Below are 13,388 nucleotides of genomic sequence, written 5' to 3'. Positions count from 1 at the left end.
CTTCGCCGCCGAAGCTTAGAGAGCCCAAGATGACCAGAATATTCAACGACCCGTCCGACTTTGCCGAGGAAGCCCTGGCCGGCTTCTGCGACCTCCATTCGGATCTGGTCCGGCAGGTGCCAGGCGGTGCCGTCCGCCGCCGACGTTCCGTCAACCCCAAAGTGGCCGTGCTGGCCGGCGGCGGCTCCGGCCACTACCCGGCCTTCGCCGGACTCATTGGCGCGGGACTGGCCGACGGCGCCGTGGTGGGAAACATTTTCACCTCGCCCTCGGCGCAGCAGGCGTATTCCGTCGCGAAGGCCGCGGAGAACGGCGCCGGCGTCGTCTTCGCGTACGGCAACTACGCGGGGGACGTCATGAACTTCGGGATGGCCAGCGAGCGGCTGGCCGCAGAGGGGATCGCCGTGGAGAACGTCCTGGTGACGGACGACATTGCCAGCGCCCCGCCGTCGGAATCCGGCAAGCGCCGCGGCATCGCCGGGGACTTCACCGTCTTCAAGGTCATGGGCGCCGCCGCCGAAGCGGGGGCCAGCCTGGCCGACGTCGTCCGGCTCGGCCGCAAGGCGAACGAGCGGACCAGGAGCATCGGGAGCGCGTTCCATGGCTGCACTTTCCCGGGAGCCGAGGCGCCGCTGTTCACTCTCGAGGACAGGAAAATGGGCCTGGGCCTGGGTATTCATGGCGAGCCGGGGCTGTTTGACACCGAATTGCCGCCAGCGAGGGAGCTGGGACAGGAACTCGTCTCCCGCGTGCTCGCGGAGACGCCGCACGGTGCCGGAGCGCGGATCGCTGTGATCCTCAACGGGCTCGGCTCCACCAAGCACGAAGAGCTGTTTGTGCTGTGGCTGACCGTCGCCCCGCTGCTGCGTGCCGCGGGCTACACACTCGTGATGCCGGAGGTCGGTGAACTGGTCACCAGCCTGGACATGGCCGGCGTCTCGCTGACCGTCACCTGGCTGGATGAGGAGCTGGAACCGCTTTGGACGGCCCCGGCCGAAACACCTGCCTACAGGCGTGGAACGGCGGCGCTGCCGGCAGGGGACGCATCCGCCGAACAGGCCTCCGACGACGCCGCCGGCACCGAAGCCTTTGAAGCCGGGGCGGGCTCGCGTGCCTACGCGGACAACTGCCTGGCTGCCCTCGGCGCCGCCCGCGACGCGCTGCATGAGGCCGAACAGCGGCTGGGCGACCTCGACGCCGTCGCCGGCGACGGGGACCACGGCCGGGGAATGGTCCGCGGAATCGATGCGGCGGCCGCGGAAGCCGCGGAGATTTTCGCCCGGGGCGCGGGTGCCGGCGCCGTGCTGGTCGCGGCGGGTGACGCCTGGGCCGACAAAGCCGGCGGCACGTCCGGCGTGTTGTGGGGCGCCGGCCTGCGGGCCTTCGGCGAATCCCTGGGCAACGAGCATGCCCCCGGCGTGGACGAGCTCGCCGCGGCCGTTCAATCCTTTGCCTCCCGGATTGTTGAACTTGGCCACGCCGAGGTAGGCGACAAGACTATGGTGGACGCGCTCATCCCGTTCACGGAAACGTTCTGCAGGCTGGCAGGAGGAGGGTCCACGCCCGAGGCGATGTGGGTGCAGGCCGCCGGGGCAGCCACCGCAGCGGCGGAACGCACCGCCGCCCTGCGTCCGCGCAAGGGACGCGCCCGTCCGCTGGCGGAGAAGAGCCTGGGGACGCCCGATCCCGGGGCCACCTCGCTGGCCATGATCTTCAGCATTGTTGGCCCGCACCTTTCCGCGGTCCGCCACACGGCCGGGGCGCACTCATGAGCGGCGCGCTGGCAGGCACCCCTGCCGCCGCCGTCGTCTCGGACGGACTGCCGATGGGCATCCGGCTTGTCCTGGGCGCCGACGAGGCCGGTGTCGACTACAAGAACCGGATCCTCGAGGATCTTCGCTCCGATCCGCGGGTCAGCGAGATCATCGACATCGGCGTCAACCGCAGCGACGCCCCCGCGGAGTTCACCCGGCCCTACCCGTACGTGGGCATCGCTGCCGGGGAGCTGATCAGGGACGGGCACGCGGACCGGGCCATCCTGTTCTGCGGCACGGGAATCGGTGTGGCCATCGCAGCGAACAAAGTGGACGGCATCCGCGCGGCCACCGCCCATGACTCGTTCAGCGTGGAACGTTCGGTGCTGTCCAACGACTGCCAGATCCTGACGATGGGACAACGCGTGGTGGGCGTGGAACTCGCCCGCCGGCTTGCCCGGGAGTGGCTGGGCTACACGTTCGACCCCTCGTCGGCCTCGGCGGACAAGGTCAAGGTACTCACGGACTTCGAGGGCTGCTGAGCGGGGCTACCCGACTGTCACCTTGATCCGCTGCACCACGTTGTTGCCCATGCCCTGGTAGTTCCAGGCCTGCTCCAGCGGCTGGGCGGCACCGGTGGCGTCCGTGGCGCGGCAGGCCAGCTCGTGTTCGCCGGGGTCAGCCACCCACGGCAGGGACCAAGCGCACCAGGCGAAGGGCGCGGGCGGGTGCTCCAGGTGCGCCCGCGTCCACTTGCCGTCGATTCCCACATCGACGCGCTGCACCGCGCCCTCGCCGGACCAGGCCCGGCCGGTCAGCATCACCGGCCCGGCCGGCACGATCCGGCTCCTGGTGAAGAAGTCCGGTACGCCCGGCGGGACCATAAGCGAGCGGACCTTGATCCACGTGACGGGCGTGCCGGCGTCGTCCGCGTCCTGCTGATAGCGGTACGAGACCGTCTGCTGGAACCCGTCGAACGGTTTGGTCAGCACCTTGATCGAGGAAAGCCACTTCACGCTCGCCATGCCGTACCAGCCCGGGACCACCAGCCGCAGCGGGTAGCCGTGCTGCGGCGGCAGTTGATTGCCGTTCATCTGGTAGGCGAGGACGATGTCGGGCCGCAGGGCCTCGGCAATCGGGAGGCTCCGGGCAAACTGATGCCGGACGCCGCCCTGGATTCCGCTGTCGGCGCCGGTGAACACCACCTCCACAGCATCCTCCTCGACTCCGGCCTGGGCCAGCAGGTAGGCGAGCGGGACCCCGGTCCACACTGCGGTGCCGACGGCCTCGAGCTGCCAGGGCTGGCTGAGCGGACGGGGCCGCAGCAGCGACCGGCCGTTGCCGGCACACTCCAAGGTCACGGGGATGGTGATCCGCGGCGCCCGGCGGAGCGCCTTGAGGTTGAGCTCCAGCGACCGCTGCACGGCGCCGCCGATCTGCAGATGCCAATGTTCGGCGTCGATGAACGGGATGTCGAAGTGGGTGAGCACATAATGCAGCCCGGGCGGGGTGGTGTCACTCTGCAGGGCCTCCAGCGGCATTGAGTGGTTCCGCACCGCGAGCTGGAGTTCCTCCGCCGTCAGCGGGCCATGGCTCGGTTCGCCGGGGTGCGGCGTGAGCTTCCGTCCGTGGCGCGGCGTCTTCAGGATGGAGGAGTGTCGGGACATCTGCTTTGGCATGGCGCTGCGATTCTGCTCCGGACCAGCCCGGTTTTGGACCGGTGTCACCCTATTCAGGTCTACGCCGCAGCCCGGAGCCCGTCAATACTGGGCCGGACCGGGCGCCCGTGACCGCGCGGGCGGCTAGATCGTGTGCGCCTCGGCCAGGAACTGCGCCAGTCCCAGAGGTTCACGGCCGGTGAGTTCGTGCACGGCCGACGTCGGCCCGGCCAGTTCGCCCGCCGCGATAGCGGTGTAGGTGCTCACCCAGGCGTCCACCTGCCACGGCGCAGCGCCATAGGAAGCCCTCGAGGCGTAAGCCTCCTCGACGGTCTCATTCTGGAAAGTGATGGTCCGGCCGGTTCCGGCGGTGAGGAGGTCGGCGGCTGTGGCCAGGGAGATGTCCTCGGGTCCGGTGAGGTCGTAGGTCCTGCCGACATGCAGGGCCGGGTCGCGGAGCACGGTCACGGCGGAGCGGGCGACGTCCACCCGGGCCACTGCGGCCACGACGCCGTCCCCGGCGGGTCCGCGGATTACGCCATCCTCGCCTGCCAGGAGGGGCATGAAATCCAGATAGAGGTTGTCCCGCAGGAAGGTGTAGTCCATTCCGGACGCCTTGATCCATTCCTCCGTGGCGTAGTGGTCCTGGGCCAGCGTGAAAGTGGAATCGGGCGCGGCACCGAAAAATGACGTGTAAACGATGTGCTGCACCCCGGCGGCCATTGCTGCGTCCACGAAGGCGTAGTGCTGCTGCAGCCGGTCTTCGGCCTCGGCGGCGGAGACCATAAACAGCGTCTTTACCCCGTCCAGCGCACCCTTGGCCTGGACCGAGTCCATGTAGGTGCAGATGACAGGGACGGCGCCTTCCAGGTCCGGGGCCCGGGCGGCGTCGCGCACCAGCAGCCTCTGCGGGCTGCCGGCCTCGGCCAGCAGCCTGGCCACCAGGCCGCCCAGGTTCCCGGTGGAACCGGTGACGGCGAGCGGGGGCAGGCTTGTCATCGGACTAGGCTTCCCGGGAGGCGGGCGACTTGGTCTGCGCCGGGTCCCGTTCGGCGAGCGAGCCGATCGCGGCGTCGATCTTCTCCATGATCCCGGCGTCCAGCTTCACACCGGCGGCCGCCACGTTCTTCTCGATCTGGTCCGGGCGGGATGCGCCCATGATGGCGGAGGCCACGTTCGGGTTCTGCAGGACCCAGGCGATACTCAGCTGTGCCATGGTCAGCCCGGCCTCGTCGGCGATCGGCTTAAGCTGCTGCACACCGGTGAGGACCTCGTCGGACATCCAGCGCTCGATCATTCTCGAGCCGCCCTTGGCGTCCGTGGCACGGCTGCCCTCCGGGGCCGGCTTGCCGGGGTGGTATTTGCCGCTCAGCACACCCTGGGCTATCGGTGACCACACAATCTGGGAGAGGCCCAGCTCCTCGGACGTCGGAATCACCTCCGCCTCGATAACGCGCCACAGCATGGAGTACTGCGGCTGGTTGGAGATCAGCTGGAAACCGAGTTCCTTGGCGAGGGCATGGCCGTCGCGGATCTGGCCGGCCGTCCATTCGCTGACCCCGATGTAGAGCGCCTTGCCCTGCCGCACGACGTCGGCGAAGGCCTGCATGGTCTCTTCCAGCGGGGTCTCGTAGTCGTAGCGGTGGGCCTGGTAGAGGTCCACGTAGTCCGTCTGAAGCCGGGTCAGCGAGCCGTTGATGGCCTCCATGATGTGCTTGCGGGAGAGGCCAAGATCGTTGTGGCCCTTGGGCCCGGTGGGGCCGAAGACCTTTGTGAAAATCTCCAGCGACTCGCGCCGCTCCTCCCGGAGGGCCTTGCCGAGAACGGTCTCCGCGGCCGTGTTGGCGTAGACGTCGGCCGTGTCGAAGGTGCTGATACCGGCGTCGAGCGCGGCCCGGACGCACTGCGTGGCGACGTCGTTCTCCACCTGCGAGCCGTGCGTGAGCCAGTTGCCGAAGGTGATTTCCGAGATCTTGAAGCCGCTGTTCCCCAGGTATCTGAATTCCATGGGTTTCACCGTAGCCGACTTGCCTGCCAGGGGTAAGGCCTCAGCCGGCTTTGCGCTCCTGGGCCTGCGGCTTGGGGCGCTGGTGGTCCTGGGGCGGTCCAAAGGGCGTCCCCTGGGGCTTCCGCGGCAACGGCAGCCGGCCGGGAAGGGACACCAGCGAGCCCGTGTCCAGCATGGACTTCGCGGCGGGCATCGGGGCTTTCCTGAAGGCCGGCGGGACGGTGCCGAGCTGGCCGTTCCGGTCCGTGGCTGACTCCACCAGCGGCGCCACGGCCCTGATGTCCCGGGCCGGAGCCGCGGGGCTGGGCAGTTCGCGGACCGAGACCTTGACGGCGGGGGCCGCCTCCGCCTTGGCGCGCGCGGCGGCGCGGGCATCGGCCTGCGCGACGGCGGCAGCCCAGTCCGGCGACAGGGCGGGTTCCTTCTTGGCGGGCCTTTCGGGTTTCGCCGGTTTGCCAGCGTTCGCTACTCTCACCGGTTTCGTGGCCTTCGGCGGCCGGGCGTGTTCCGTGGTTCCGATGGTCCGGACCGGGCGGTCCCGCTGGACGGTTTCGGCGGGTCGGTCGGTTCGCCCCGCGGTGCCCAGCAGCCCGCGTCCCACAGCCATGATGGTCACAGCGGCCAGCCGCCCGAGGCCGGCAATAACCAGCGTGGCCACAAAAACGAGGAAGAGGCCGAAGAACATGACCACCGCCACACCGAGGGTCCCGAGGAAGGTCAGGTTGAGGGCGATGGTTGTCGGATCTTCCATTTCACCTCTCCTTGCCGGCCTTGCCGCGACGCTTCCCGCCGAGGGCGGCGGGCAACAGCACCCCTTAACCATACGGACTTTTTTCCGGGGACACGCAGGCGTCCCACGTCTTCGCTGAGCCGTGTCAGAGCTGTTATGCGATTCGCTGACCCCTCGGTGGCGGGCCGTGCGTTTATAGTCTGAAGGAGCCCTGCCGGTGTGATCCGGCCCCCGAAAGGACACATGTGACACCCCCAGCCGATGCCCAGCCGGAACAGCCCCCGTTCCACGGCAACTGCCCCTGCCTGTCCGGGGAGCAGTACGCGGACTGCTGCGGGCGTTTCCACGCCGGCGAGGCGGAAGCCCCGACGGCGGAGCAGCTGATGCGCTCCCGGTACAGCGCCTTCGTGGTGCTGGACGCCGGCTACCTCCTGCGCACCTGGCACCCGGAGACCCGGCCGGCCTCACTGGAACTGGACCCGGACATGCAGTGGCGCCGGCTGGACATCATGTCCACTGCACGCGGCGGCCCGCTGGACACCGAGGGGACCGTGGAATTCAAAGCCCACTTCCGGCACGGCGCCGAACGCGGCGTCCACCACGAGACGAGCCGCTTCCGGCGCCTAGACCGCCGCTGGTACTACCTTGATGAAGCCCCCGGACGGTCGCCTGCCTAGCGTTCCTCGACGGTGTCCACCGGGGTGAAGCCGGCGCGGTCCACCTTGCGGTGGAAGTGCATGCCGGCGGTTCCACCGAGGACGGCGCCCACCAGGGCCACCGCTGCCACGACCACTGCGGCGATGATGCTGGTGGTGGTCAGTTCGCCCTCGTTGACCGGGATGCGCGGGAAGCTGTTGAGCTGGGCCAGGATATTGTACTGCTGGCCGGCCACGACGCCGAGGATCGCGACGACGATCGCGGCGATGAGGGCCCAGACCCACACCATCAGGCCCTGCTTGGCGCCGTTGAAGCGCGCCATCCGGCCGGCCACGTAGCCGCCGGAGTAGTAGGACACGAACAGGATGACCAGCAGCACGATGATGCCAACCATTCCCACCGTCTGGTCGCCGGAATTCACGGCCGCGTTGACGTCGGTGTTGGTGGCGAGGCCGACGGCGGTGCCGGCGGCGGCGACCAGCGCCGTCAGCAGGACTGCCATGCCCGTGGCGGCGAGCCAGCCGAAGAAGGCTGAACCGATCTTGATCCCGCCGAACTGCTCTTTCTCACGGGCCACCACGGTTTCCCGGGTGTGGACCTCTTCGACGACGGTGTCATGCACCGGCTCGTCGTGGCGCACGGCGGTCACGGGCTGGCTGCGCGTCGGCTCGGTGCGGACCGGTTCTGCGCGGACCGCTTCGGCCCGCGTGGGTGCGCCGGCTGCTGCACCGGTCGGGATGGCGCGGGTCTCGTTTGCGCCGGCAGTGTCATTGCGGGCAGCATCCTGCCGTGCGTCGTGGATCCGGGCTTCCTGGCTGACGGCCGCATCCTCGTCACGGGTGCGTCGGGGAGTGCGATCTTCGGGGCCTGCTGGGTTGCTCATGAGGACTGCTCACTTTCACTGAATGACCCGGGCCCATTGCTTGAGCCGGGCACCGCAAGGCGGAGACCCGCGTGCAGGTCTCATGTTCAGCTAATCACGGGCAGCAGGAGGTAGCAAGGATGCTTACTATCTATTCTGAGTGGCGCGCCCCCGGGGCGGCTGCCGGATCAGCGGTACTTCCGGTGCAGGTTCTCCTTGACCGAGGCTCGGGGACTGGCATCGGCAATCCAGGGTCCGGTGCCTTCGGACTGGTCCAGTACGCCGGCCTCGAGCCACTCGTAGTCGCCGGCCAGGACATTGCGGGCGAGCACGTGGTCGCCGTCGTCGGTGTTCCTCCACAGCTGGTCGAAGTACTCCTCCACCCGCACGCGCGCCTGCTCGCAGTACGCCTCGGCAAGTTCGTACGCGGAGGCCCCCTTCTCCGGATCGGTCCGCAGCAGCATTTCGGCCCGGGAGCAGCAGGCGGCCATGGCAAAGAGTTCTGCCCCGATGTCCACGATCCGGCCCAGGAACGCCTGTTTGTGCTCGAGCTTCGCCTGCCAGCGGCCCATCCCGTAAAACGTCTGCCGGGCCAGCCGCCGGGAGGAGCGCTCAACGAAGCGGAGCTGCCTGGCGAGCCGGCCGAAGTCGCTGTAGGAACGCGGGTCCATACCGGCGCCGGCGACGAGCTTCGGAAGCCACTTCGCATAGAAGCCGGATGCGCCGACCGCGGCCTTGGCCTTGTCGGACAGGCTGGAATCTTCGGAGGCGAGGGCGCCGGCCGCGGCGAGGTGCGCGTCCACAGCTTCCCTGGCGATCAGCAGTTTCATGATTTCCGAGGACCCCTCGAAAATCCGGTTGATCCGGAGGTCACGGAGCTGCTGCTCAGCCGGCACCGCGCGCTCGCCGCGGGCCTCCAGCGAGTCCGCTGTTTCGAAGCCGCGGCCGCCGCGGATCTGCACGAGCTCGTCGGCGATCCGGCAGGTGATCTCGGTGGACCACAGCTTGGCCAGGGCCGCCTCGATCCGGACGTCTTTCTGCCCGGCGTCGGCCGTTTCGGCGGTCAGTTCGAAGACGGCGTCGAGGGCGAAGGCGCTGGCCGCAATGAACGCAATTTTCTTGCCTACGGCCTCGTGCCGGCCCACCGGCCGGCCCCACTGGGTGCGGGCATTTGACCATTCCCGGGCGATCTTCAGGCTCCATCTCCCGGAGGCGACGCAGAGCGCCGGCAGCGCGAGCCGGCCGGTGTTGAGGGTAGTGAGGGCGATTTTCAGGCCCTGTCCCTCCCGTCCCAGCCGGTTGGCCGCGGGCACCCTCACCTGGTGGAAGCGGGTGACGCCGTTCTCGATGCCGCGCAGGCCCATGAAGGCGTTGCGGTTTTCCACCGTAATGCCGGGGGAGTCCATTTCTACGACGAAGGCGCTGATGCCTCCCTTGTGCACCGTGCCGTCGGCGTCGGTGTGGGAGGGGACCACGGCCATGATCACCACAAGCTCGGCGATCACGCCGTTGGTGGTCCAGAGCTTCACGCCGTCCAGGACGTAGGACCCGCCGTCGTCCGAGGGGACGGCGGTGCTGCCCATCCGGGCGGGGTCGCTGCCGACGTCGGGTTCGGTCAGCAGGAACGCGGTGATGGCGCCGGCGGCGCAGCGCGGCAGGTATTCCTGCTTCTGCGCGGGGGTTCCGAAGACCTTGACGGGCTCGGGAACGCCGATGGACTGGTGCGCGGAGAGCAGGGCGCCGAGGCTGGGGTGTACGGAGCACAGCATTGCCAGCGCCCGTCCGTAGTACACCAGCGAGAGTCCCAGTCCGCCGTAGTCGCGGGGGATCTTCATGCCGAAGACCCCCAGCTCGGCCAGCCCCCGGAGGTACTCGTCGGGGATCCGGGCTTCGCGCTCTATGGTGCGACCGGACATGGTGCGGCAGTAGTCGGTCAGGCGGGCCATGAACGCTTCCCCGCGTTCGACGTCGTCCGCCGGGGCTTCCGGCCAGGGGTGGATCAGGCTGAGGTCAAAGCTGCCGAGGTAGAGGCCCTTGGCGAAGCTGGGCCGGTCCCAGCTGGTCTCGCGGGCGGCTTCGGCGATGGCCCGCGCGTCCGCTGCGGTTGCATCGGGGCCCAGCGTCCCGGGCGGGACCGGGGCCCCGGCGGCCGGGCTGTCGGCTGGATTGTCAGTGGCTGGATTCTCAACGGCGGAGCTCATCGGGCATCTCCTCTAACCGGGGTTACCGGCTCGAGCCCTGGATCCGCCGTGGGTGGAGGACCCTTCAGCTGTCCCGCAATACTACCCGCGGGTAGGTGCCCGTACTAGGGGCCGTTTGGCCCATAATTTCGGCCGCGATATCCCCGACAAAGTCCCCGGCGAAGTCACCCGGAAGCTCCACCGTGGAGGCGTGGTGGACCAGCCGGTCCCAGGCGTGGTTAATGCCGTGGACCAGCCGCAGCAGGATGTTTGCCACGATGATCCAGGCGAGCCGGCCGACGCCCACCAGCACCAGGGCCGCGAACGACGCCGTCATCATGAAGACTGTCAGTACCAGGGCAAACACCAGGGTTCCGATGAACACCAGCGTTCCTGTTTCCACTGCGCTTAGGTCGAACTGCATTCTTCCTCCTGCACCATTGCTTCGGCTGAATCAGTAGCCCGAGCGTAGGGTGGGGGAAGGGCGCTAGCCAGAGTCGGGAGCCCGTGCCGCGGCTCTTGATACGGGATCGAAATCCTACCGGGGCGTAGGTCACGGACCGGTTGCGGAAACCTCACGGCCCGCCCGTTGCAGCCGGCTTAGCCTTGGATCAGTCGTCGTCCCGCTCCGGGGTGCCCTGGCTCAGGACCTGGAAGTCGGAACCGAGCTGCACCTCAACCTGCGTGCCGTCGTTCAGCCGCACCTCCACTTCATAAGCGGAGCCGCCCTCGTTCTCGCGTTCCACTTCGCTTACCGTGCCCTGGCCGACCGTGGCGAGGGCGGCATTGCCCGCCTTGTCCCGGTCCTCGGCGTTCAGCGCGGGCAGGTTGGAATCGTCGTCCTGCCCGGGTGTTTCGGGGGTGTCCGCCCGGAGTGGACGGTCGAGGTTTACCGCGGCAACGCCGGCATCCGGAAACCGGAGTGCGGTGGTCTGGGTGCTGGCTGCAACTGCCACAGTTGCGCCGCCCAAGATGGCGGCCGCTGCCGCTATCCCCGTGATCAGTACTGCTTTTTTGCCCATCGCTGGCTCCTCTCACGTGCTGTTCACAGTCTGCTCCTGAAGAGAGCGGCGCACAACGATGAATGCAAACCGGGGCCTGCGTTAACCTTGTAGCTGGCAGTTTTTCCGTACCGCTGCCCCATCCGGATCCCACGGCAGCTGAAGGAGAGTGCGTGTCCCGCTCCGCCCTGTCCTCCGCCGACGCCATCAGCGCCCGGCTGCGGGACCTCGAACTCCTCACCAAGGGGCCCGCCTGGGCATTGACCCGCTCGGCGCCGTGGGTGATCGCCGTGCTGCAGGCGTCCTTTACCCGGACCCGGCCGCAGCTTCCGCTGGAACAGTTCCACGCCGACGTCGACGCCTTCCTGGAGCAGCTCCGCCGCCAGGATCCGGGGCTGGGCGGCTCGGCCAACGGGAAGACGTTTGGCGACGAGTGGACCCGGAAGAACTTCCTGACCCGCCGGAACCAGTCCGGCCAGATCGTGTACGAAGTCACCGAACCCGCGGCCCGTGTCCTCGCCTTCCTCGACAGCCTCTCCAGCGAACGCTCCACCCTCAACGGCTCGCGGTTGGGCACACTGCTGGGCGACGTCGAGAAGCTCGCCAACGAGACCAATCCGGACCAGAGCGCCCGGCTGGAGTCCCTCGAGGAGGAGATCGGCGAACGCCGCCAGCTGATCGAGGACATCAGCTCCGGGGATTTTGATGGCCTGCTCGACGACGAGGAGGCCGTCGAGGCGGCCGGGAACATCCTCGACCTCGCCGCCAGCCTGCCCGCGGACTACAAGAAGATGCGCGACCGGATCGAGGAGCTGGTGGGGGAGCTCCGCAACCAGATCATCGAGGAATCCCTGAGCAAGGGCGCCACCATGGCCCAGGTGCTCGAAGCGGACAAGCGGCTCCGGCAGAGCCCCGAAGGAAGGACCTTCCGTTCCTTCACTGCGTTCCTGGAGGACCCGCAGCAGCAGTTGCGCTTCCGTTCGGCGATCGGCGAAGTGCTGAGCCGGCAGTTCGCTGATGACCTCAGCCATGACGAACGCGAGACGCTGAAGAACCTCGTTGCGGAACTGCGCACCCAGCACAGCCAGATCCAGCGGATCTACGGCAAGCTCAGCGAGAGCCTTAACACCTACGTCCAGAGCGACGACTTCCGCCAGTCCGTCCGGCTCCGCAAAGTCCTCAGGGAGGCTGAGCAGGCCATCCGGTCCCTGCCGTACGAACGGGAACGCCCCGGGCTGGTCCGCGGTCCGGTGCTGTTCAACGCCGGCTTCGAGTCCCTGGCCATGGTCAAGCTCTTCGACCCGGACGAGTTCGCGGCCCCGCCCAGGCTCGCTGACCCGATCGCCTTCACCGACTCGGACAGGGTGCGCTCGCCGAGGACCGGTAAAGCCAGCCCCGAGGCCATCCGCGGCGCGTTTGCCGGCGCGTCCACCCTGGCCGAGGCCTGGGAGCAGCTCCCGGCCGACGAACGCCACATTAACTCGATCCGCGCCCTGCTCTCCCACGCCCTGCACGAGGGGGCCGGCTTCGACCGCGGCGCCTGGGACACTCTCGACTTCGAACAGATCGACGGCTCCACGCGCACCGCGTACCTGCCGGTCGTCACGCTTAAGAAGGACTGAAGATGACTGAAACTTCCCACGACACGCAGGCCGTAGAGACCGAGGACGGTCACGCAGAGCCGGAGGCCGGCCAGGCCGGGCACGTCCATGCCGCCCCCTTCTCTGTCACCCCGCGGGACACCTTCGTCGACGGCGCTGCCCTGTTCCCGGGCGACACCGGAGTGCTTCCGATGAAGGTCCGCCAGGCCCTCGTGAAACTCCTTAAGGGCCCGTATATCGACGGCGGCCGGGACGAAAAGCTCTGGACCACGCTGCTGGACAACCAGCTGATCCTGCGCAGCCGCCTCTCCGAGCTCTTCCTGACGCTGCAGCTGGACCACGAACGCAAGGTGGCCGTGCTGCGGCCCGTGGACCCCGAGGCCGTCGGCGGCAGTACCCGCTCCAGCATCCTGCGCCAGCAGCGTGCCTTGAGCCGGGTCGAAACCATCGTGCTGCTCCGCCTGCGCCTGCTCCTGGACCGCCATGTCACAGCGCAGACGGACCCCACGATCACGCGCGAGGAGATCGCCGAACTGGTGGCCCACTACCAGCCCTCCGGCCAACAGGACGCCCTCCGCGATTCCGACGTCGTCAACCGCGCCATCACCAAACTCCTGGCCCGCCAACTCCTCCTCACCACAGGCCTGGACGAGGTCTACACCATCTCCAACGCCCTCCCCCTGGCCCTCCCCTTCGAAAACATCGGAGACATCCCCGGCCAGATCGAAGCCCTGGTAGCCGCCTCCACCGACCAGTCCGGCACGGAGCCGCTGCTGGAGCTCGACGGCGACGCGGCAGCTTCCGCAGACGACGACACGGAGGACGAAGCTGATGCCGCGGCTGAAGGCGACCCGGACGACGACCCGGATGCCGAAACGGTCGCCCAAGGCGACCTGACAAACGAAGACGACGACGGCGATGCCGCCCCGGGAGTGGC

12 protein-coding genes and 1 pseudogene are annotated in these 13,388 nt (G+C 68.4%); 5 read left to right on the top strand and 8 right to left on the bottom strand.

Annotated elements, in window-relative coordinates; all coding sequences use genetic code 11:
• Window positions 1-29: 29 nt before the first annotated feature.
• Both LDO13_RS17275 and LDO13_RS17270 read left to right on the top strand, forming a co-directional pair.
• Window positions 30-1,772: a dihydroxyacetone kinase family protein gene (locus LDO13_RS17275; protein ID WP_224047887.1), complete on the top strand. Its 1,743-nt coding sequence runs from the start codon at window positions 30-32 to the stop codon at window positions 1,770-1,772.
• 53 nt (window positions 1,773-1,825) lie between these two features.
• Complete coding sequence (locus LDO13_RS17270; protein ID WP_224049828.1) at window positions 1,826-2,296, top strand: ribose-5-phosphate isomerase; 471 nt, start codon at window positions 1,826-1,828, stop codon at window positions 2,294-2,296.
• Window positions 2,297-2,302: 6 nt separating this feature from the next.
• Here the strand turns inward: LDO13_RS17270 and LDO13_RS17265 are convergent, their stop codons facing one another.
• The 4 genes from LDO13_RS17265 to LDO13_RS17250 form a co-directional block, all read right to left on the bottom strand.
• A complete protein-coding gene (locus LDO13_RS17265) occupies window positions 2,303-3,421 on the bottom strand; it encodes a sulfite oxidase (RefSeq protein WP_224049827.1) in 1,119 nt (372 codons plus the stop codon).
• 135 nt (window positions 3,422-3,556) lie between these two features.
• Window positions 3,557-4,411: an SDR family oxidoreductase gene (locus tag LDO13_RS17260; RefSeq protein ID WP_224047886.1), complete on the bottom strand. Its 855-nt coding sequence runs from the start codon at window positions 4,409-4,411 to the stop codon at window positions 3,557-3,559.
• A 4-nt stretch (window positions 4,412-4,415) separates the two neighbouring features.
• Window positions 4,416-5,420 carry an aldo/keto reductase family protein gene (locus tag LDO13_RS17255; protein WP_224047885.1) on the bottom strand — a complete coding sequence of 335 codons (1,005 nt, stop codon included), beginning with the start codon at window positions 5,418-5,420 and terminating at the stop codon, window positions 4,416-4,418.
• A 40-nt stretch (window positions 5,421-5,460) separates the two neighbouring features.
• Window positions 5,461-6,171 carry a hypothetical protein gene (locus LDO13_RS17250; protein ID WP_224047884.1) on the bottom strand — a complete coding sequence of 237 codons (711 nt, stop codon included), beginning with the start codon at window positions 6,169-6,171 and terminating at the stop codon, window positions 5,461-5,463.
• A 224-nt stretch (window positions 6,172-6,395) separates the two neighbouring features.
• Between LDO13_RS17250 and LDO13_RS17245 the strand changes: the two genes are divergently transcribed.
• Entirely contained in the window at window positions 6,396-6,827 is a 432-nt protein-coding gene (locus tag LDO13_RS17245) for a YchJ family protein (protein ID WP_224047883.1), read from the top strand.
• Here the strand turns inward: LDO13_RS17245 and LDO13_RS17240 are convergent.
• The 4 genes from LDO13_RS17240 to LDO13_RS17225 form a co-directional block, all read right to left on the bottom strand.
• Window positions 6,824-7,690 carry a TIGR04086 family membrane protein gene (locus LDO13_RS17240; protein WP_224047882.1) on the bottom strand — a complete coding sequence of 289 codons (867 nt, stop codon included), beginning with the start codon at window positions 7,688-7,690 and terminating at the stop codon, window positions 6,824-6,826. The genes LDO13_RS17245 and LDO13_RS17240 overlap by 4 nt on opposite strands.
• A gap of 167 nt (window positions 7,691-7,857) precedes the next feature.
• Window positions 7,858-9,870: an acyl-CoA dehydrogenase family protein gene (locus LDO13_RS17235; protein WP_224047881.1), complete on the bottom strand. Its 2,013-nt coding sequence runs from the start codon at window positions 9,868-9,870 to the stop codon at window positions 7,858-7,860.
• A 64-nt stretch (window positions 9,871-9,934) separates the two neighbouring features.
• The gene (locus LDO13_RS17230; RefSeq protein ID WP_224047880.1) at window positions 9,935-10,273 is read right to left on the bottom strand and encodes a hypothetical protein; all 339 of its coding nucleotides are present in this window, start codon (window positions 10,271-10,273) and stop codon (window positions 9,935-9,937) included.
• Between the two features lie 187 nt (window positions 10,274-10,460).
• Window positions 10,461-10,871: a hypothetical protein gene (locus LDO13_RS17225; protein WP_224047879.1), complete on the bottom strand. Its 411-nt coding sequence runs from the start codon at window positions 10,869-10,871 to the stop codon at window positions 10,461-10,463.
• A gap of 152 nt (window positions 10,872-11,023) precedes the next feature.
• On the opposite strand from LDO13_RS17225, the gene LDO13_RS17220 reads away from it, so the two are divergent.
• Together LDO13_RS17220 and LDO13_RS17215 are read left to right on the top strand one after the other, a co-directional pair.
• Window positions 11,024-12,472 (top strand): DUF3375 family protein, encoded by a 1,449-nt coding sequence (locus LDO13_RS17220; protein WP_224047878.1) that lies wholly within the window; start codon window positions 11,024-11,026, stop codon window positions 12,470-12,472.
• Between the two features lie 2 nt (window positions 12,473-12,474).
• Window positions 12,475-13,251 (top strand): annotated as a pseudogene (locus tag LDO13_RS17215) (DUF4194 domain-containing protein); the annotation flags it as partial.
• Between the last annotated feature and the right edge of the window lie 137 nt (window positions 13,252-13,388).

The sequence above is a fragment of the Arthrobacter sp. NicSoilB4 genome (assembly GCF_019977335.1).
GTDB lineage: Bacteria > Actinomycetota > Actinomycetes > Actinomycetales > Micrococcaceae > Arthrobacter.
This window is presented reverse-complemented; position numbering and strand designations above follow the sequence as displayed.

What these genes read in the sequence shown, in the direction of transcription:
- LDO13_RS17235 (WP_224047881.1), bottom strand. Translation starts at nt 9,870, where the DNA reads ATGAGCTCCGCCGTTGAGAATCCAGCCACTGACAATCCAGCCGACAGC.
- LDO13_RS17250 (WP_224047884.1), bottom strand. Translation starts at nt 6,171, where the DNA reads ATGGAAGATCCGACAACCATCGCCCTCAACCTGACCTTCCTCGGGACC.
- LDO13_RS17260 (WP_224047886.1), bottom strand. Translation starts at nt 4,411, where the DNA reads ATGACAAGCCTGCCCCCGCTCGCCGTCACCGGTTCCACCGGGAACCTG.
- LDO13_RS17265 (WP_224049827.1), bottom strand. Translation starts at nt 3,421, where the DNA reads ATGTCCCGACACTCCTCCATCCTGAAGACGCCGCGCCACGGACGGAAG.
- LDO13_RS17255 (WP_224047885.1), bottom strand. Translation starts at nt 5,420, where the DNA reads ATGGAATTCAGATACCTGGGGAACAGCGGCTTCAAGATCTCGGAAATC.
- LDO13_RS17225 (WP_224047879.1), bottom strand. Translation starts at nt 10,871, where the DNA reads ATGGGCAAAAAAGCAGTACTGATCACGGGGATAGCGGCAGCGGCCGCC.
- LDO13_RS17230 (WP_224047880.1), bottom strand. Translation starts at nt 10,273, where the DNA reads ATGCAGTTCGACCTAAGCGCAGTGGAAACAGGAACGCTGGTGTTCATC.
- LDO13_RS17275 (WP_224047887.1), top strand. Translation starts at nt 30, where the DNA reads ATGACCAGAATATTCAACGACCCGTCCGACTTTGCCGAGGAAGCCCTG.
- LDO13_RS17270 (WP_224049828.1), top strand. Translation starts at nt 1,826, where the DNA reads ATGGGCATCCGGCTTGTCCTGGGCGCCGACGAGGCCGGTGTCGACTAC.
- LDO13_RS17240 (WP_224047882.1), bottom strand. Translation starts at nt 7,690, where the DNA reads ATGAGCAACCCAGCAGGCCCCGAAGATCGCACTCCCCGACGCACCCGT.